Raw genomic sequence first — 17,297 nt, 5'->3', positions numbered from 1 at the left:
CGGAGAGCGAGGAACGATGCAGTTCGCACGACTCGGCCCGGCGGGGAGCGAGATCCCCGTGGCCATCGACACCGACGGCGAGGTCTTCGACCTCCGCTCCATCACCAGTGACGTCAACGGGGCCTTCTTGGCCTCGGACCCGGTCGGCCGCGTCGACCACGCACGCAGCGCTGGCGACCTGCCGAGCATCGACCGAGACCGGGCCGACGGCATGCGGCGCGGTGCACCGATCGCCCGGCCCGGCAAGGTCGTCTGCATCGGCTTGAACTACCGCGACCACGCTGCCGAGACCGGCGCCGACATCCCCACGGAACCGATCGTGTTCATGAAGGACCCGATGACGGTGATCGGCCCCGACGACGAGGTCCTGATCCCCCGGAACAGCACGAAGACCGACTGGGAGATCGAGCTCGCGATCGTCATCGGCCGCACCGCCCGGTACTGCGAGTCCGATGCAGCGGCCGAGGCGTCGATCGCCGGCTACGCCATCGCGAACGACGTGTCCGAGCGCGAGTTCCAGCTGGAACGCGGCGGGCAGTGGGACAAGGGGAAGTCCTGCGAGACCTTCAACCCGCTCGGCCCGTGGCTGGTGACGCCCGGGTCGCTCGACGCCGCCGGTCTCGACCCCGCGGCACTCGCGCTCCGGCTGACCGTCAACGGCGAGGTCCGGCAGGACGGCACCACCGCCGACATGATCTTCCGGCCTGTGGAGATCGTCCGGTACCTGTCGCAGTTCATGGTGCTGTACCCCGGCGACGTCATCAGCACGGGCACCCCGGCGGGGGTGGCACTGGCCGGTCACGCGCCCTACCTGCAGCCCGGCGACGTCGTCGAGCTCACCGCCGACGGGCTCGGCTCGCAGCGCCAGACGGTCGGGGCAGCCTGATGGCAAACCCAACCGGCAGCCACGACGGCGTCCGGGCGATCGTCACCGGGGGCGCGTCCGGCATCGGCGCCGCGATCGCCGTCGCACTGCGGGACCGCGGGACGACGGTCGCCGTCCTCGACCTCCAGCCGTCCACCGCCGAGGGGTTCGTCTCCGTCACGTGCGACGTCAGCGACGACGCCTCCGTCCGCACGGCCGTCGCCACCGCCGTCGAGCAGCTCGGCGGCCTCGACGTCCTGGTGAACAACGCCGGCATCGGCGCGCAGGGCACGGTCGAGGACAACCCCGACGACGAGTGGCGCCGCGTGTACGAGGTCAACGTCCTCGGTGCCGTCCGGCTGTCGCGGGCCGCGCTCCCCCACCTGCGGGCGTCGGGCAACGCGAGCATCGTGAACACCTGCTCCATCGCCGCGACCGCGGGGCTGCCCCAGCGGGCGCTCTACTCGGCGACGAAGGGCGCGATCGCCGCCCTGACCCGCGCCATGGCAGCCGACCACATCCGCGAGGGCATCCGCGTCAACGCCGTGAACCCGGGGACCGCCGACACCCCGTGGGTCGCGCGGTTGCTGTCGACTGCCGGTGACCCGGCCGCGGAGCGCGCTGCCCTCGAGGCCCGGCAGCCGCACGGTCGGCTCGTGCAGGCGGAGGAGGTCGCCGAGGCGGTCGCGTACCTGACGAGCCCGCTCGCCCGGTCGACGACGGGCGTCGACCTGGCGGTCGACGGCGGGATGCAGGCCCTCCGGCTGCGGCCCGCCTGATGGTCGGCCCGTGACGACCGGGAGGCCCGGCTATCGTCGACCTGTCCGCTCGCGTCCGCGAGCGGGCCGGGATCAGGAGGTGGTGACGTGGCGTCGCTGACCGACGATGCGATCGCACGCATCCAGCAGATGATCGTGAGCGGTGAGCTCCAACCCGGGCAGCGCCTCCCGCCCGAGAAGGAACTGAGCGAGTCACTCGGCCTGTCGCGGAACAGTCTGCGCGAGGCGGTGAAGGCCCTCGAGCTCATCCGCGTGCTCGACGTCCGGCGCGGCGACGGCACCTACGTGACCTCGCTCGAACCGGGCGTCCTGCTCGAGGCCGTGTCGTTCGTCGTCGACATGCACCACGACCGATCCCTCGTCGACCTGCTCGAGGTCCGACGCATCCTCGAGCCCGCGTCCGCCGTCCTGGCGACCGCGCGGGCCTCGGAGCAGCAGATCGACGAGCTCGCCACGCTGATGCAGTCCGTCGGCGAGGACACCGGTGTCGAGGACCTCGTGGCCCACGACCTGCTGTTCCACTCGACCATCGCGGGCATCGGCGGCAACCAGTACCTGTCCGGGCTGCTCGACGCCCTGTCGAGCAAGACCGTGCGGGTGCGGGTCTGGCGCGGGCTGACGCAGAACGGCTCCGTGCAGCGCACCCTCGACGAGCACGCCGCGATCGTGGACGCCATCCGACGGCGCGATCCGCAGCTCGTGCAGGCCCTGGTGGTGTCGCACGTCGAGGGTGTCGAGCGCTGGTTGCGGCGCTCCCTCGACTGAAACCGAGAACGCGTGCAGGTGGGTGGGTGTTGCGTTGGTCGTCGGCCCTGACTCCGGCAACCATGCCGCGGCAACCGCACCCACGAGGAGGAAACCGTGCTCGGTCTCATCATCAGCTTGATCATCGTCGGACTCATCGCCGGCGCCATCGCCCGGCTCGTCGTCCCCGGCAAGCAGAACATCTCGATCCCCATGACCATCCTGCTGGGCATCATCGGCTCGTTCGTGGGCGGGTTCCTCGGGTTCCTGATCTTCCAGCACGACCCGATGGACGGCTTCTTCCAGCCCGCCGGCATCATCGGTTCGATCATCGGCGCCATCATCGTGCTGATCATCTACATCCGCTTCTCGGGTCGCAGCGCCAAGACCCGCTAGGCACCAGCGCCCCCGCCGGAACCAGGTTCCGGACACAGCACCACGGAAACGCCTGGTGCGGTGTCCGGAACCTGGTTTCGTTTCGGCAGGGACGTCAGTCGTGCAGCAGGCCGGCCGCGCGCAGGTCCTCCCACAGGGACTCCGGGACCACGGCCGCGGCCCGCTCCACGTTCGAGCGCACCTGCTCCGCGGACTGCACGCCGAGCGCGATCGCGGCGACCGCGGCCGCTCGGCGCGGGAACGCCAGCGCAGCCTCGGGCAACGTGACCCCGTGCTGCTCGCACACGTCGGCGATCGCGTTCGCCCGAGCGACGAGCTCGGCCGGAGCAGCCGCGTAGTCGTAGGTCGCCGTGGCGTCCGGCCGGTCCCGCCCGAGCAGCCCCGAGTTGTAGACCCCGACCGCGACGACCGCGACGCCGAGTGAGGCGCACCGGGCGACGAGCGCCGCCGCGGGCTGTTCCAGGAGCGTGTACCGCCCCGAGAGCATGACGACGTCGCAGAGGCCGGTGGACACCGCGGCGTCGAGGGCATCGACCGAGTTCGACCCGACACCGACGGCCCGGACGACACCCTCGTCCCGCAGCTCGGCGAGCGTCGGCAGTGCCTGTGTCAGGCCGTCCTCGAGCGAGTAGACGTCGGGGTCGTGCAGGTACGCGACGTCGACGTGGTCGAGTCCGAGCCGTCCGAGCGACTCGTCCAACGACCGCCGCACGCCCGACGGCGACGGGTCCCACTGCCGCACGGTGTCGTTCGGCACCGCGAACCCGCCGGACGCCAGGTCGTCCCCGTCGCCGCGACCGGGCACGAGCAGCCGCCCGACCTTCGTCGACACCAGGAACGAGTCACGCGGGCGGTCGGCGAGCGCCGCCCCGAGCCGTCGTTCGGACAGCCCGAGGCCGTAGTGCGGCGCGGTGTCGAACCCGCGCACGCCCTCGTCCCACGCGGCGTCGACCGTGGCACGGGCGTCGTCGTCGGACACCGCGCGCAACAGGTTCCCGATGCCGGCGCCGCCGAACCAGAACGGTCCCCGGTCGAGGTCGAGGTCGAGGTCGAGCTCCGTCATGCGTCCACCTGGCCGGCGAGCGACCAGACCCGCGGGATCCCGTCGTCGTTCCCCGAGTAGTCGTCGTCGGCCTCGAGCAAGGGGTTGATCGTCTCCTGCCACGCGGCGTTGACGGGGTCGTCGGCGAGCGCCCGACGCATCGCGCGGTAGTCCTCGACCTCGATGAGGTGGACCAGGTCCAGCCCGTCGCGCCACACCGTCCAGTCGTGCACGCCGGCCTCGCGCAGTCGGGTCGCGAGCGCGGGCGGGACCGAGGCGTGCACGGCGTCGTACGCGGCCTCGTTCCCCGCCCGCAGTCGGGTCCTCGACAGGATGCGCTGCATCAGTCGCGCAGGAACAGTTCGACCACCGGCACGGCGACGTCCGGCCGCACGATCGGCAGCGTGAGCGTCAGTGTCCCGGCCGGCTGCCCGCCGAGCCCGGTGTTCTGCGCGCGGGTCCCCGGCGGGATCTCGCGGAAGTGCAGCTCCGACGCGTCGTTCAACAGCTGCGCGTACGCCACCTTGCCGGCCAGGTCGGGCAGGTGCACGTGCTCGAACGGCCACGCGAACAGGTGCAGGTACAGGCGGTTGCCGTTCTGCGTGTACACGGTGTTGCGTGGCGCGACGAAGGACGACGGCCCGGCGCCGTAGACGGACCGGGCGTGCTGGTGCATCCACGTGCCGATGCCGTCGAGGGTCTGGCGGGAGACCCCGTCGAACTCGCCCCGGCCGGTGGGTCCGATGTTGAGCAGCATGTTCCCGTTGTTCGAGACGCCGTCGACGAGCATGCGGACGAGCAGGTCGACCGGCTTGAGGTTCACGTTGTCGCGGTCGTAGCCCCACGAACCGTTGAGTGTCTGGCAGGCCTCCCACGGCACCGGAGCACCGTCGACCTCCATCGGCTTGTCCGGCTGGTACTGCTCCGGAGTGACCAGGTCGCCGGGGATGTCGAGCCGGTCGTTCACGATGATGCCGGGCTGCAGGCGCTTCGTCAGGGCCATGAGCTCCTCGGAGCCCCAGTCGTCCCGACCCTTGCCGCCCCAGATGTCCTCGTGGTCGTTGTCCCGGTACGAGAAGTCGTAGAACAGGTAGTCGACCTGCCCGTAGTCGGTGAGCAGCTCCTCGACCTGACCGTGCAGGTACTCCCGGTAGCGCGACATGTCGCGGCCCTGGTCGAACGCCTCGATCTCCTCGGGCGAGTCGTCGCGCCGGGGGTGCACGCCGTCCACCGTGAAGTCGGGGTGGTGCCAGTCGATGAGCGAGTGGTAGAAACCGACCCGCAGCCCCTCGGCCCGGACGGCGTCGACGAACTCGCGCACGATGTCGCGGCCGAACGGGGTGTTCGTGGACTTGTAGTCGGTGAGCTTGCTGTCCCAGAGGCAGAAGCCCTCGTGGTGCTTCGTGGTGAGCACGACGTACTTCATGCCGGCTTCGCGAGCACGGCGGGCCCAGTCAGCGGCGTCGAACAGGTCGGGGTCGAAGTGGTCGAAGTACTTCTGGTAGTCGGCGTCGGTGATCCGTTCGCGGTTCTTCACCCACTCGTGCCGTGCCGGCAGGGCGTAGAGCCCCCAGTGGATGAACATGCCGAACCGGTCGTGGGTGAACCACGCGGGGAACCCGGCGGCGTCGGTCGCGGTCTGCGGCTCTGCAGGTGCGGTGATGGTCATGAGGCCAGTGTTCCTTTCAGAGGGGGGAGGGGTGTCACCGGCCGCCGAGGCCGCTGGTGACGATGCCCTTGACGAGGTGCTTCTGCAGCAGGACGAGCAGGATCACGGTGGGCAGCATCGAGATCACCGACGCCGCCATCACGAGGTTCCACTCGGAGCCCTGCTGCCCGAAGAACTGCTGCAGGCCGAGCGGGATGGTGCCCCGGGCTTCGACGTCGTTGACGATGACGAGCGGCCAGAGGAACGAGTTCCAGTACGAGATGAACGAGAACACCGCGAGGACGGCCATAGTCGGCCGGGCGAGCGGGAGCATGACCGAGAAGAAGGTCCGGATGGCACCGGCACCGTCGACCCGGGCGGCGTCGTCGAGTTCCTGCGGCACGGTCAGGAAGAACTGCCGCACCAGGAACGCGCCGAGGGCCGTGAACGCCCACGGGATGATGAGCGCCTGGAACGTGTCGACCCAGCCGAAGCCCTGCATCATCACGTACATCGGGATGACGAGGACGTCCTGCGGGATCATCAGCGTCGCGAGGAACAGGACGAAGACCGTGTTCCGTCCGCGCCACCGCAGCCGAGAGAACGCGTACCCGGACAGCACCGCGACGGCGACGTTGATCGCGGTGCCGGCAGCGGCGACGAAGATCCCGTTGAGGATGAAGCGGGCGAAGGGCAGGTACGTGAACGCCTGCGCGTAGTTGCCCCACTCGATCGATGAACCCCACAGGGTCGGCGGCGTCGTGAACACGTCCGCCGAGGGCTTCAGGCTCGTCGCCACCATGTAGATGAGCGGCGAGACGAACAGCAGGGCCACCAGGCAGAGCAGCACGTAGCCGACGGCGTGCCGCACCCGGCCGGACTGGCGGTGCGTGCGGGGCAGCGCCCGCGGGTTGATCGTCCGGTTGGACGAGGTCAGTTCAGTCATAGTGCACCCACCGCTTCTGTCCGAGGAACTGGATGGCCGTGATCCCGAGGATGATGACGAACAGCACCCAGGCGCCGGCCGATGCCAGTCCGAGCTGCTGCGTCTGGAACCCCGTGTTGTAGATGTACTGCACGAGGGTCTCCGTCGAGGTGCCCGGTCCGCCCTTCGTCAGCACGAACGGTTGGACGAACACCTGGAACGACGTGATCAGGGTCATCATCGTGGCGAAGAAGATGGACGGCGAGATGAGCGGGAACTTGATCCGCCAGAACATCTGCCAGGCGTTGGCGCCGTCGAGCTGTGCCGCTTCGAGTTGGTTCTCGGGCACCGAGTCGAGTGCCGCCGAGAAGATCAGCATGTTGTAGCCGAAGCCCTGCCAGACGCTCATCGCGACGACGGCGAGCATGGCCCAGTTGTCGTCGGCGAGGAAGTTCGGTGCGTTCACGCCGACGGTCGACTGCAGGGTCGCGTCGATGGCACCACCGGGCTGGTAGAGCATCCGCCAGACGACGACGTTCGCGACGATCGGCGTGATGGTCGGGATGAAGAACAGCACCCGGAACACGTGGCGGTGCCGGATCTTCGGTGTCAACCACGCGGCGAGGCCGAGCGAGACCACGAGGTTGAGCGGCACGTAGAGCACGACGAACAGCACCGTGTTGAGCGTGACCGTCCGGAAGATCGGGTCGGAGAACAGCTGCGTGTAGTTCGACAGCCCGGCCCACGACCGTTCGCCGAGCATCGGCCAGTTCATGAAGCTCACGACGAGCGACGCGAGGATCGGGAACGCCGTGAACACGACGAGTCCGATCGAGTGCGGTGCGGCGAAGGCGGCGCCCCACCACGAGCGGCGGCCGAGTTCGGCGTCGGCGCCGCCGGTCTTCCGGCGGGGTGTGCCGCCGGTCGCGACCGCGACCGGCGGAGCGGCGACCGCCGCTTCGGCGGGTGGGTCCTGGATGGTGGTCATGCGACGACCTCCTCGTCGTTCGCGCGGTCCTGCACTTCGGATGGGGCGGATGGGAGGCGCGGGGCGGGGTCGGCCCGCGCCTCCAGTCCGTCAGGGGGTGACGCCCGTCACTGCGAGCCGAGCTGGCTCGCGATGGACGACATCGTCTCCTTGCCGGAGGTCTGTCCGTTCACCGCCTGCAGCGCGTACTGCGCGAAGAGCTGGTTCAGCTGGTCGCTCTGCTTGTTGCCCGGCAGGGGCGTGGCGTCGTCGAGTCCGGTCTTCAGCGCGTCCTCGACCCCGTCGATGCCGGCGTTGTCGTACCAGGCCTGCTGCGCCGCGGTGCGTGCCGGGAAGGCGCGGCCCTGCTCGGCGAGCGAGGTGAGCGTGGCCTCGTTCGTCATCGTGCTGATGGCCTTGAACGCCTGCTCGGGGTACTTGCACTGCTTCGAGATGCCGAAGCCCGACCCGGCCGCGAACGAGCTGGGCCCGTCCGTGCCGGAGGGGATCGTGGTGATGCCGAGGTCGAACTTCACCTTGGCCTTCTGGCTGATGATCGACCACGGGCCGTCGCTGTACATCGCGACGTCGCCGGACACGAACGCGTTGTCGTCGGTGGAGCCGTCGGTGCTGGCCTGGGTGGCGTAGCCGTCCTTGACCAGGCCGCCGATCCAGTCGAGCCCCTCGGCGAACTCCGCGTTCGAGGCGTCGAGCGTGCCGTCGGCGTCGATCACGCGGCCGCCGTTGTAGCCGAGGATCATCGACTCGAGCGGGATGTCCTCGACGCTCGTGCCCCAGATCGGGGTGCCGGCCGCCTTGAGGTCCTTCGCGGCAGCCTCGAACTCGTCGACCGTCCAGCCGGGCTTCGGCTCGGCGACGCCGGCCTTCTCGAAGATGTCCTTGTTGTAGAACATGACCATGGGGCCGGTGTCGTAGGGCAGACCGTAGAGCTTGCCGTCGACCTTCATGCCGTCGAGCCCGGTCTGGTCGTACTCGCTCAGGTCGAGGTTCGCCTTCTCCGCCATGTCGTCGATCGGCACGAGGACGTCCGTGTAGTTCGCAGCACGGAGCGACTGGATGCTCACGATGCACGGCGCGGTGCCGGTGGAGAGCTGCGTGCGGAGCTTCGTCCAGTAGTCGTTGAAGGGTGAGCCCTGGATCGTGACGTCGACCTCGTCGTCGGTCTTGACGGTGTCGGCGACCTTCTGCCAGGCGGCCTTGTCCTCCTTCCCGGCGATCCACATGGCCCAGGTCAGGGCGTCCGCGGACTGGCCGTCACTGGCGGTGCTGCCGGACGAGCAGCCGGTGAGCACGAGGGCGGCAGCTGCTGCTGCCGCGAGCCCCGCGGTGAGTCGTCGTCGTTGCATCGGTGTCTCCACTTCGTCGTGGTGATGGGGTGTGTGGGGTGGGTTGCTGGCGTGCTTGCGTGCCGGCTCAGGCGACGCGGACCGCGTCGGGGACCGTCTCGGTGTCGACCACGGCCCAGGCCGGGCCGTCCGGGAAGGCGTAGGCGTCGAGGGAGCCGGCGAGCATCTCGGTGCCGGCTCCGGGGGCGGTCGGCGGCCAGTAGCGACCGTCGTGGACGTCCACCGGGGTCACGAAGTGCTCGTGCAGGTGGTCGACGAACTCGATGCAGCGGGTGTCGAGGTCGCCGGTCAGCGCGACGGCGTCGAACATCGACAGGTGCTGCACCGCCTCGCACAGGCCGACGCCGCCGGCGTGCGGGCAGACCCGGACGCCGTGCTTCGCGGCGAGGAGCAGGATCGCGAGGTTCTCGTTGACCCCGGCGACGCGGGTGGCGTCGATCTGCAGCACCGACATCGATCCCGCCTGGATGAGCTGCTTCGCGATCACCCGGTTGGCCATGTGCTCACCGGTCGCGACGGGGATCGGGGCGATCCGCCGGGCGATCTCGGCGTGCGCCAGGATGTCGTCGGGGCTCGTGGGCTCCTCGACCCAGGCGATGTCGAACGGGCGGAGCCGCTCGATCCAGGTGACGGCTTCGTCGACGTCCCACCGCTGGTTGGCGTCGATCGCGATGCGGACGTCGGGGCCGACCGTGGCGCGGGCGATGCCCATCCGGCGGACGTCCTCGTCGACGTCGCCGCCGACCTTGAGCTTGATCTGCTCGAAGCCCTCGTCGACGGCCTCGCGGCAGAGCCGGGCGAGCTTCTCGTCGTCGTAGCCGAGCCAACCCGGGGTGGTCGTGTACGCCTGGTAGCCCTGCTGCTCGAGCCGAGCCCGACGGGTCGCACGGTGCGGTTCGGCGGCCCGGAACAGCTCGAGCGCCTCGGTCGGCGTGATCGCGTCGGTGAGGTACCGGAAGTCGACCAGGTCGACGAGCTCCTCGGGGCTCAGGTCGGCGAGCAGTGCCCAGAGGGGCTGTCCGGCGCGCTTCGCCCGGAGGTCCCAGAGCGCGTTCACGACGGCGCCGATCGCCATGTGCATGACGCCCTTCTCCGGGCCGAGCCAGCGCAGTTGCGAGTCGTGGACCATCGCCCGCCAGGTGCCGCCCATGTCGGCCAGGACCGCTTCGGCGTCGGCGCCGACCACGTGGCCGCGCAGGGCGGCGATCGCGGCTTCCTGCACCTCGTTGCCGCGGCCGATGGTGAAGACGAAGCCGGTGCCGACGAGACCGTCCAGGGCGTCGGTCGTGATCTCGACGTAGGCGGCCGAGTAGTCGGGTGCGGGGTTCATGGCGTCGGATCCGTCGTGCTCCCGAGAGGTCGGGAAGCGGATGTCGCGCACGTGCAGACCGGTGATGCGGCTCATTCGTGTCTCCTGCCGTCCGGTCTCCGTCGACCGAACGAGGTAATCAAAACATCGGATGTCTCCGGCGTCAAGAGAACGCTTCGTCACGTTCTGGTCTCGAACGGCGCAAAGTCGTCGGATGGCTGTGCGCGTTGCGCCCGTGTGGCCGATCCGTGAAAGCGACAGATCCCCGCCGACTGTTCGCGGGGATCTGTCGCGCTCGCGGCACCGTCGACAGCGGGGACGCGCATCTGTCGCTTCGGCGGGGGCGACCGGACCACGGACGGGAGGCGCGGTGCGGGTCGGACCCACGCCGCGCCTCCCGTCCGTGGTCGCGTCTCAGGCGGTGGCGAGCCGGCCCATCTCGGCCACCACGCCGCGGAGGCGGTCCGCCAGCTCGTCGCGCGAGCCGTCGGCGAAGCGGTGCGCCGACTCGATGAGCGCCGCCATGACGAGCGTCACCGCGGTCCGCGCGGAGTCGACGTCGGTGCGCTCCGCGGCGACCTCGAACACGGCGAGCCGGGCCCGCGCCATCCACTGCAGCATCGCGGGCACCATCTCCGGGCGCTCCTGCACGAGTTCCTTCACGCGGCGGCGATCCGCGGGCAGCGTCACCGTCCGGGCGACGAGGTCGCACAGGTCCGACACGAGCGGACCCTCGGCGGTCAGGAACGCCTGCCGAGCAGCCTCGGGGACCGAACCGTCGGGGAGCCCGAGTGCCGCGTCGCCCTTCGACGGGAAGTAGTTGAAGAAGGTGCGGGGCGAGACCCCCGCGTCGGCGCAGATCTCCTCGACCGTGACACCGGCCAGGCCGCGGTCGATGACCAGTGCCAGCGCAGCCTGGTGGATCGCGTGCCGGGTCTGCTGTTTCTTGCGCTCCCGCAGGCCGCTGTCACCCGCCGGGTGGGATTCGATCGTGCTCACTGCTGCTCCTGGTGCGGGTCGGGGCCTCCCGTCTGGCGACGGGAGGCCCCGGTGGCCGCTCCTACGCGCGGTCCCGCTGGACGGGGATCGAACCGGTGACGGGCGCCGTGGGCGACCCCATCGTGTCGGCCGCCTTCACGGCCTGCACCTCGAGGTCGTCAGCGGTCCCGGCCTGGTCGGCCTGCTCCTGCAGGGCCGAGCTCTTGCGGAGCGGCGGCGCCTTGAAGAACCAGCTGAGGACGAACGCGAGCAGGATCACGGCGAAGCCGACCCAGTAGACCGTCACGGCCGACGCGTTGAAGCCGGTCATGAACGGCTTGGTCAGTGCCGGGGTCGCGCCGTTGAGGTAGGACGTGTCGCTCGTCTCGCTGCTCGAGCTGCTGCCGTCGCCGGCCCCCTCGTCGATCTGCTTCGACAGCTCGGGAGCGAGCTCACCGACCCAGTACGAGCGCTGCGAGGCGTCCGCCCAGTCGACCACGAGCGTGCCGTCCTGCACGCTGGCGTGCGCCTTGTCGGCTGCGGCGGTCAGGGCCTGCTGCTGAACGGCCTCCGGAGCGCCGGCCGTGGCCGTGGTCACCTGCGCCGTGGCCTGGTCGAGGCCGGACTGCACCTGCGACTTCAGCGGGGTGACGATCGGGTTCCAGATCTGCTCCATGACGCCCGCGTTCGCCTTCGCCGTGGCGACGGTCGGGTTCAGCGCGGCATCGAGCGCACCGGACAGGTTCTTCTGGTCCGCGGTGGCGTGCAGGATGTTCGCCGGCATGATCGAGAACAGGACGCTCAGCAGGACCGCCGTACCGAGCGTTCCACCGATCTGGCGGAAGAACGTGGCGGACGACGTCGCCACACCCATGTCTCGCGGCTGCACGGAGTTCTGCGAGGCCAGGGTGATGCTCTGCATGAGCTGTCCGAGGCCGAGGCCGATCAGGAACATCCCGATCATCAGGAACCAGAGCGGCTTGTCGATCGTCATGAACGTCAGGACGACGTAGCCGACCGAGACCAGGGCCGTGCCGATGACCGGGAAGATCCGGTAGCGACCGGTGCGGGCGACGATCTGCCCCGAGGCGATCGAGGCGATCATCAGACCGCCGATCATCGGCAGGGTCGCGAAGCCGGACTCGGTGGGCGTCAGGCCGGTCACGATCTGCAGGTACAGCGGGATCGTCAGCATGGCGCCGAACATCGCGAAGCCGACCAGGAACCCGAGGATCGTGGCCATCGAGAAGGTGCCCGAGCGGAACAGCTTGAGCGGGATGATCGCGTCGTCCTTCATGAGGGTCTCGATCACCAGGAAGGCGACGAGTCCGAGCGCGCCGATCACGTAGCAGGCGATGGCGCCGGCCGAACCCCAACCCCAGGTGCGGCCCTGTTCGGCCACGAGCAGGAGCGGGACGAGGGTCGCGATGACCGAGGTGGCACCCCACCAGTCGATGCGCGGCTTCGCCTTGGCGTCACCGAACTTCGGCAGGTGCAGGAAGGCGATGACCATCAGGAGCGCCGCGACACCGATCGGCACGTTGATCAGGAAGACCCAGCGCCAGCCGGTCACGCCGAGGATCGTGCTCGCGCCGGCGAACAGGCCGCCGATGAGCGGGCCGATGACGGACGAGATGCCGAACACTGCGAGGAAGTACCCCTGGTACTTGGCACGCTCACGCGGGGCGAGGATGTCGCCCATGATCGCCAGCGGCAGCGACATCAGCGCACCGGCACCGATGCCCTGGAAGGCGCGGAACGCGGCGAGCATGATCATCGAGGTCGACATCGTCGAGAGCAGCGAGCCGAGGATGAAGACCGCGATGCCGAAGATGTAGAGGGGGCGGCGGCCGAAGACGTCGGAGAGCTTGCCGTAGATCGGCGTCGTGATGGTCGACGCGATCAGGTAGGCGGTCGTGACCCAGGCCTGCTGGTCGAGACCGTGCAGGTCGTCGCCGATGGTGCGGATCGCGGTGCCGACGATCGTCTGGTCGAGCGACGACAGGAACATGCCGGCCATGAGGCCGTAGATGACGAGCAGGATCTGACGGTGCGACATGATCGGCTTGCCCGGCGTGCTGGCCGGGGAGTCGTGTCGTCCGCGCGACACCTCGACGGGTGCTGTGGCAGTAGACATGGGGGTCCTTCAGGGGTGCGTGGTGGTCGACGTGCGGAGCAAGGGACGCCGGAGCGTGCGCGGCTGGCCGTCGAACGGCGGGTCAACCTTGCAGACTCTGCAACTTTACATCACGAGCACGTTTGCCGCCAACGCAAACTTGCCATCCGTGCACGTTCGTGAACGGCTTCTCAGGTAGCGTCGTCGGGCATGGGGCGAACTGCGTGGACGGACGTGCCGGCGATCCTGCGCGAACGGGTGGAGCAGACCCTCGGCGGAACGGTGACCACCACCGAGTCCCAGGCGGCCGGGTGGTCGCCGGGGAGTGCCGACCGTGTGGTCACGGCCACGGGGCGGCGGGCGTTCGTCAAGACGGTCTCGCGATCGCGGAACGCCGATGCCTTCGACCTGCACCGCCGGGAAGCCCGTGTGGTGGCGCAGCTGCCGTCGACGGTGCAGGCGCCGCGCCTGCTGGACGCCTTCGACGCCACCGCCGACGGCGACGAATGGGTCGTCCTGGTCCTCGACGACATCGAGGGCGGGCACCCCGGGGCAGCACTCGACGGCAGGGACACCGCGGCGGTGCTCGATGCGCTGGACACCCTGCCGCCGGCGACCGGGGACCTCCGCGCCCTCCCCCGGATCGCCGACGACCTGCGCCACGAGTTCAGCGCCTGGGACCGGATGCTCGGCGACCCGACCCTGGCCGACCGGGTGGCCGAGGTCGTGCCGGCACACGTCCTCACCGCCGGACCCGCGATCGCCCGAGCCGCCGACCGAGCAGCGGCACTCGTCGACGGCGACCACCTCGTGCACGCCGACTGCCGTGCCGACAACCTGCTCGTCGACGGTTCCGGGGTCGTCTGGGTCGTGGACTGGCCGTGGGCGAGCATCGGCGCGCACTGGCTCGACCCGCTGACCTACCTGGTCGACACACTCGTCCGCGGCGAGGACAGCGACGTCGAGCACCACCTCGCCACCCACCCGGTGTTCGCCGGCCTGCCCGCCGCGACGGTCGACGCCGTCCTCGCTGGTCTCGCCGGACTGTTCTTCGAGCACGCGCTGCCGCCGGCACCGCCGAACATGCCGACCATCCGCGACTTCCAACGACGCGAGGGGGTCGCCGCGGCGGAGTGGTTGCTCCGCCGGTGGGACGCGGCGCCGCGCTGACGACGGGCAACAGGCGTCGGGTACCCCGACTGTCCAGCAAGCGCGGCACCCCGGAGCGTACGGTCCCCCGCATGACTGATGAGCACCGCACTCCGCGTCCCGAAGACGACGCAGCGCGCCTCGGTCTCGTCGTCGTCGGAGAAGCAGCAGCGCTGCACTCCGGTGACGAGGCGGCACTGGACGCGAGCGAACAGAACATCCGCGACACCATCGACGAGATGATCGACGAACCCCTCACCCCACGCCAGGAGCAGGTGGTCGAGCGGCTGGCGTCGGCCGGCGGGACCCTGACGGCGGGGCTCAGTGGCGCGCTCGCGGCGCAGACCGGGCGCAGCGTCGACGACGTCCTCGAGGGCGCGGCCCGCAGCGTCGTCTGGCAGCAGCGGCTCGCCGACCAGCGCGATGCCGCCGCCGCTGAGGATCCGCGCGACGCGAACGAGCGCAGCGGCGGCCAGCGCGAGGACGCCGGTGGCCAGCAGCGCGAGCGCCGCGACGAGAACGGGCGCGACGAGGACTGATCCTCGCCACGCCCGCTGCGCGTCCCGCTGCGACTACTCGGTCGGCTCCGCGACGCTGGTGGACTGCTCGCGGACGACGGCCCGGGCTGCTGCCTGTCCCGTCGTCGCGCTCTTGACGATGTCACTCAGGGTGAACCCGGCGGTCGTCCCGAGCAGGGCGTCGACCTCGCTGAACTGGCTCACGACGCTCTTCGACAGCGCGCCGGCGCCGTCCGAGGACACTACGGTCAGCTTGTCGATGTTGCCCATCGGCGCCGCGAGCTCGCGGGCGATGCTCGGCAGCGTCTCGATGGCCTTGACGCGCAGGACGGCCTCGGAGTGCTGTGCGAGTGCGTCGGCCTGGGCCTTCGTGGCGTCCGCTTCGGCCTGACCCTTGGCACGGATCGCGTCGGCAGCTGCCTCACCCTCGGCACGGGAGGCGTCGGCGGCCAGCTTGCGGGCCTCGGACTCGGCCTTCGCCTCGGCGGCGATCGCCTCGGCCGAGATGCGACGGGCCTCGGCCTGGGCACGAGCGGTCTCGACCTGGGCACCGGCGGCCGCTTCGGCCTCGACACGGGTCTTGCGCGCCTGCGCCTCGGCGACGGCGGAGACCTCGGACTCGAGCTCGGCACGCCGCAGCTCCGCACGCTTCTGCGCGGTGATCTGCTCCTGCTCGACGACGCCCTGCGCCGCACGGGCCTGAGCGAGCGGCCCGGCGGCTGCGGCCTCGGCCGACGCACGGTCGGCGTCGAGCTGCAGCGCGGCACGACGGATCGCCAGGGTGTTCTCGGCTTCGGCGATGGCCTGGTCCGCGGTGGCACGGGCCTCTCGCGCTTCGCGGTCGGCCTGCGCCTCGGCGTTCTCCGCCTCGAGCCGGACGCGGGCGCGCTCGGCACGGCCGAGGTCGCTGATGTACTCGTTGCGGTCCGAGATGCCCTTGATCTCGAAGGAGTCGACGTCGAGGCCCTGGCTGTGCAGGGCGTCCTTCGCCACGTCGAGCACCGCGACGGTGAGCTGGTCGCGGTTGCGGATGATCGTGGACACGTCGGTCGCACCGATCGACGCACGGAGCGAACCCGACAGGACCTCGCGCGCGAAGTCGTCGATCTTCTTCTCCTGCCCGAGGAACCGCTGCGCGGCCGCCCGGATCGAGGCGTCGGTCTCGCCCACCTTGACGAGCGCGACCGCTTCGACGTCGATCGTCACGCCGCGGGAGTCCTGGGCGTTGACGTTGATGTCGATCGCCCGCGAGCTGAGCGAGAGCTTCGCGACCTTCTCGAAGAACGGCCGGACCAGGACGCCAGCGCCGAGGACGACCTTGATGCCGGACTCGACGGTCTCGGTGCCGTCGTCGTTCTTGACCTTGCGCGAGCGCTTGCCGGTGATGATGAGCGCTTCGTCGGCGCCGGCGTTGCGGTACACGACCTTCGCGTAGATCAGCGCGATCACGGCGAGGACGATGATCCCCACGATGATCAGCGGGATGGCTCCGAGCGCGAACAGGACTTCCATGACTCCCCCTCCGGACCAGGCGACAGCCTGGATTCCGCATCTGTTGTTCCGTCGGCTCCCATCCTAGGAGACCGCGCGGACGGACAGGAGGCGCGCTGCAGGATCCCCTGCAGCGCGCCTCCTGTCGATGGTCGCGTCAGCGCCTACGCGCCCGCACGCCACCAGTCGTCGAAGGGCGTCGCCGGCACCTGGCGCTTGTGCTCGGTCGCGCGGTAGCGCGCCTCGATCGCCTCGGCGACCTCGAGCGGCACGTCGCGCCCCTGCAGGTAGGCGTCGATCTCGGCGTAGGACAGCCCGAGGTTCGCCTCGTCGGTCTGGCCGGGCGTCTCGTCGAGCAGGTCCGCGGTGGGGGCCTTCTCGTACAGGCGGGCCGGGGCGCCGAGGTGCTCGAGCAGCTGCCGCCCCTGGCTCTTCGACAGGCCGGTGAGCGGCGTGAGGTCGACGCCGCCGTCGCCGTACTTCGTGAAGAAGCCGGTCACCGCCTCGGCCGCGTGGTCGGTCCCGACGACGAGCAGCCCGCGCTGGCCGGCGACGGCGTACTGGGCGACCATGCGCATCCGGGCCTTGACGTTGCCCTTCACGAAGTCGCTCAGCTCGACTCCGGAGGCAGCGGTGTCCTGCATGACCCCGTCGACACCGTGCTCGATGTTGACGGTGATGCCCGGGTCGGCCCCGATGAACTGCAGGGCGAGCTGGGCGTCCTCCTCGTCGGCCTGCACGCGGTACGGCATGCGGACGGTCGTGAACTCGGCGGGGTGCCCCTCGGCGCGGAGCGACTCGACGGCGAGCTGGGTCAGGCGCCCGGCGAGCGTGGAGTCCTGGCCGCCGCTGATGGCGAGCAGGAACCCCTTCGCGCCGGTCGTGAGCAGGTAGTCGCGGAGGAACCCGACACGGCGGGCGATCTCCTGCTCCGGCTCGATGGTCGGCTGGACGTTGAGGTCCGCGGCGATGGCGGCTTGGAGTTCACGCACCACCCCAGTAT

At 70.2% G+C, this 17,297-nt stretch carries 17 protein-coding genes; 6 read left to right on the top strand and 11 right to left on the bottom strand.

Going from position 1 to position 17,297, the window contains the following annotated elements:
* The first annotated feature begins 16 nt into the window (after positions 1–16).
* The 4 genes from EDF63_RS06265 to EDF63_RS06250 all read left to right on the top strand — a co-directional run bounded on the left by EDF63_RS06265 (position 17) and on the right by EDF63_RS06250 (position 2,784).
* Positions 17–886: a fumarylacetoacetate hydrolase family protein gene (locus EDF63_RS06265; RefSeq protein ID WP_123312079.1), complete on the top strand. Its 870-nt coding sequence runs from the start codon at positions 17–19 to the stop codon at positions 884–886.
* Positions 886–1,644, top strand: a complete 759-nt coding sequence (locus EDF63_RS06260) for an SDR family NAD(P)-dependent oxidoreductase (protein ID WP_123312077.1) — start codon at positions 886–888, stop codon at positions 1,642–1,644. Before EDF63_RS06265 ends, EDF63_RS06260 begins: the two co-directional genes overlap by 1 nt.
* An 87-nt stretch (positions 1,645–1,731) precedes the next feature.
* Positions 1,732–2,409, top strand: coding sequence for a FadR/GntR family transcriptional regulator (locus EDF63_RS06255; RefSeq protein WP_111086323.1), 678 nt, complete (start codon positions 1,732–1,734; stop codon positions 2,407–2,409).
* 96 nt (positions 2,410–2,505) lie between these two features.
* Positions 2,506–2,784 carry a GlsB/YeaQ/YmgE family stress response membrane protein gene (locus tag EDF63_RS06250; protein WP_123312075.1) on the top strand — a complete coding sequence of 93 codons (279 nt, stop codon included), beginning with the start codon at positions 2,506–2,508 and terminating at the stop codon, positions 2,782–2,784.
* A 94-nt stretch (positions 2,785–2,878) separates the two neighbouring features.
* Here the strand turns inward: EDF63_RS06250 and EDF63_RS06245 are convergent, their stop codons facing one another.
* The 9 genes from EDF63_RS06245 to EDF63_RS06205 all read right to left on the bottom strand — a co-directional run bounded on the left by EDF63_RS06245 (position 2,879) and on the right by EDF63_RS06205 (position 13,157).
* Positions 2,879–3,847, bottom strand: coding sequence for an aldo/keto reductase (locus EDF63_RS06245; protein ID WP_123312073.1), 969 nt, complete (start codon positions 3,845–3,847; stop codon positions 2,879–2,881).
* Positions 3,844–4,170, bottom strand: a complete 327-nt coding sequence (locus EDF63_RS06240) for an L-rhamnose mutarotase (RefSeq protein ID WP_123312071.1) — start codon at positions 4,168–4,170, stop codon at positions 3,844–3,846. The genes EDF63_RS06245 and EDF63_RS06240 overlap by 4 nt, the downstream gene beginning before the upstream one ends.
* A complete protein-coding gene (locus tag EDF63_RS06235) occupies positions 4,170–5,495 on the bottom strand; it encodes an alpha-L-fucosidase (protein WP_123312069.1) in 1,326 nt (441 codons plus the stop codon). Before EDF63_RS06235 ends, EDF63_RS06240 begins: the two co-directional genes overlap by 1 nt.
* Positions 5,496–5,529: 34 nt before the next feature.
* Entirely contained in the window at positions 5,530–6,420 is an 891-nt protein-coding gene (locus EDF63_RS06230; protein ID WP_123312067.1) for a carbohydrate ABC transporter permease, read from the bottom strand.
* Complete coding sequence (locus EDF63_RS06225) at positions 6,413–7,387, bottom strand: carbohydrate ABC transporter permease (protein ID WP_123312065.1); 975 nt, start codon at positions 7,385–7,387, stop codon at positions 6,413–6,415. The genes EDF63_RS06230 and EDF63_RS06225 overlap by 8 nt, the downstream gene beginning before the upstream one ends.
* Positions 7,388–7,494: 107 nt before the next feature.
* Positions 7,495–8,733 carry a sugar ABC transporter substrate-binding protein gene (locus tag EDF63_RS06220; RefSeq protein ID WP_260232986.1) on the bottom strand — a complete coding sequence of 413 codons (1,239 nt, stop codon included), beginning with the start codon at positions 8,731–8,733 and terminating at the stop codon, positions 7,495–7,497.
* A gap of 67 nt (positions 8,734–8,800) precedes the next feature.
* Positions 8,801–10,138 (bottom strand): enolase C-terminal domain-like protein, encoded by a 1,338-nt coding sequence (locus tag EDF63_RS06215; protein ID WP_123312061.1) that lies wholly within the window; start codon positions 10,136–10,138, stop codon positions 8,801–8,803.
* 318 nt (positions 10,139–10,456) lie between these two features.
* Complete coding sequence (locus tag EDF63_RS06210) at positions 10,457–11,041, bottom strand: TetR/AcrR family transcriptional regulator (protein WP_123312059.1); 585 nt, start codon at positions 11,039–11,041, stop codon at positions 10,457–10,459.
* A 61-nt stretch (positions 11,042–11,102) separates the two neighbouring features.
* Positions 11,103–13,157, bottom strand: a complete 2,055-nt coding sequence (locus tag EDF63_RS06205) for an MDR family MFS transporter (RefSeq protein ID WP_123312057.1) — start codon at positions 13,155–13,157, stop codon at positions 11,103–11,105.
* 189 nt (positions 13,158–13,346) lie between these two features.
* On the opposite strand from EDF63_RS06205, the gene EDF63_RS06200 reads away from it, so the two are divergent.
* Positions 13,347–14,306, top strand: a complete 960-nt coding sequence (locus EDF63_RS06200; protein WP_148061739.1) for a phosphotransferase — start codon at positions 13,347–13,349, stop codon at positions 14,304–14,306.
* A 71-nt stretch (positions 14,307–14,377) separates the two neighbouring features.
* Positions 14,378–14,824: a hypothetical protein gene (locus tag EDF63_RS06195; RefSeq protein ID WP_123312053.1), complete on the top strand. Its 447-nt coding sequence runs from the start codon at positions 14,378–14,380 to the stop codon at positions 14,822–14,824.
* A 33-nt stretch (positions 14,825–14,857) separates the two neighbouring features.
* Here the strand turns inward: EDF63_RS06195 and EDF63_RS06190 are convergent, their stop codons facing one another.
* The gene (locus EDF63_RS06190; RefSeq protein ID WP_123312051.1) at positions 14,858–16,315 is read right to left on the bottom strand and encodes a flotillin family protein; all 1,458 of its coding nucleotides are present in this window, start codon (positions 16,313–16,315) and stop codon (positions 14,858–14,860) included.
* A gap of 143 nt (positions 16,316–16,458) precedes the next feature.
* Positions 16,459–17,286, bottom strand: coding sequence for an ammonia-dependent NAD(+) synthetase (gene nadE, locus EDF63_RS06185; RefSeq protein WP_123312238.1), 828 nt, complete (start codon positions 17,284–17,286; stop codon positions 16,459–16,461).
* Positions 17,287–17,297: the final 11 nt, after the last annotated feature.

The sequence above is a fragment of the Curtobacterium sp. JUb34 genome, assembly GCF_003755065.1.
Taxonomy (GTDB): Bacteria; Actinomycetota; Actinomycetes; order Actinomycetales; family Microbacteriaceae; genus Curtobacterium.
This window is presented reverse-complemented; position numbering and strand designations above follow the sequence as displayed.

Excerpts from the sequence above, each read along its gene's own strand:
- EDF63_RS06235 (WP_123312069.1), bottom strand. The coding sequence starts at position 5,495 with ATGACCATCACCGCACCTGCAGAGCCGCAGACCGCGACCGACGCCGCC.
- EDF63_RS06260 (WP_123312077.1), top strand. The coding sequence starts at position 886 with ATGGCAAACCCAACCGGCAGCCACGACGGCGTCCGGGCGATCGTCACC.
- EDF63_RS06195 (WP_123312053.1), top strand. The coding sequence starts at position 14,378 with ATGACTGATGAGCACCGCACTCCGCGTCCCGAAGACGACGCAGCGCGC.
- EDF63_RS06230 (WP_123312067.1), bottom strand. The coding sequence starts at position 6,420 with ATGACTGAACTGACCTCGTCCAACCGGACGATCAACCCGCGGGCGCTG.
- EDF63_RS06240 (WP_123312071.1), bottom strand. The coding sequence starts at position 4,170 with ATGCAGCGCATCCTGTCGAGGACCCGACTGCGGGCGGGGAACGAGGCC.
- EDF63_RS06205 (WP_123312057.1), bottom strand. The coding sequence starts at position 13,157 with ATGTCTACTGCCACAGCACCCGTCGAGGTGTCGCGCGGACGACACGAC.
- EDF63_RS06220 (WP_260232986.1), bottom strand. The coding sequence starts at position 8,733 with ATGCAACGACGACGACTCACCGCGGGGCTCGCGGCAGCAGCAGCTGCC.
- EDF63_RS06265 (WP_123312079.1), top strand. The coding sequence starts at position 17 with ATGCAGTTCGCACGACTCGGCCCGGCGGGGAGCGAGATCCCCGTGGCC.
- EDF63_RS06225 (WP_123312065.1), bottom strand. The coding sequence starts at position 7,387 with ATGACCACCATCCAGGACCCACCCGCCGAAGCGGCGGTCGCCGCTCCG.
- EDF63_RS06190 (WP_123312051.1), bottom strand. The coding sequence starts at position 16,315 with ATGGAAGTCCTGTTCGCGCTCGGAGCCATCCCGCTGATCATCGTGGGG.
- EDF63_RS06200 (WP_148061739.1), top strand. The coding sequence starts at position 13,347 with ATGGGGCGAACTGCGTGGACGGACGTGCCGGCGATCCTGCGCGAACGG.
- EDF63_RS06215 (WP_123312061.1), bottom strand. The coding sequence starts at position 10,138 with ATGAGCCGCATCACCGGTCTGCACGTGCGCGACATCCGCTTCCCGACC.
- EDF63_RS06245 (WP_123312073.1), bottom strand. The coding sequence starts at position 3,847 with ATGACGGAGCTCGACCTCGACCTCGACCTCGACCGGGGACCGTTCTGG.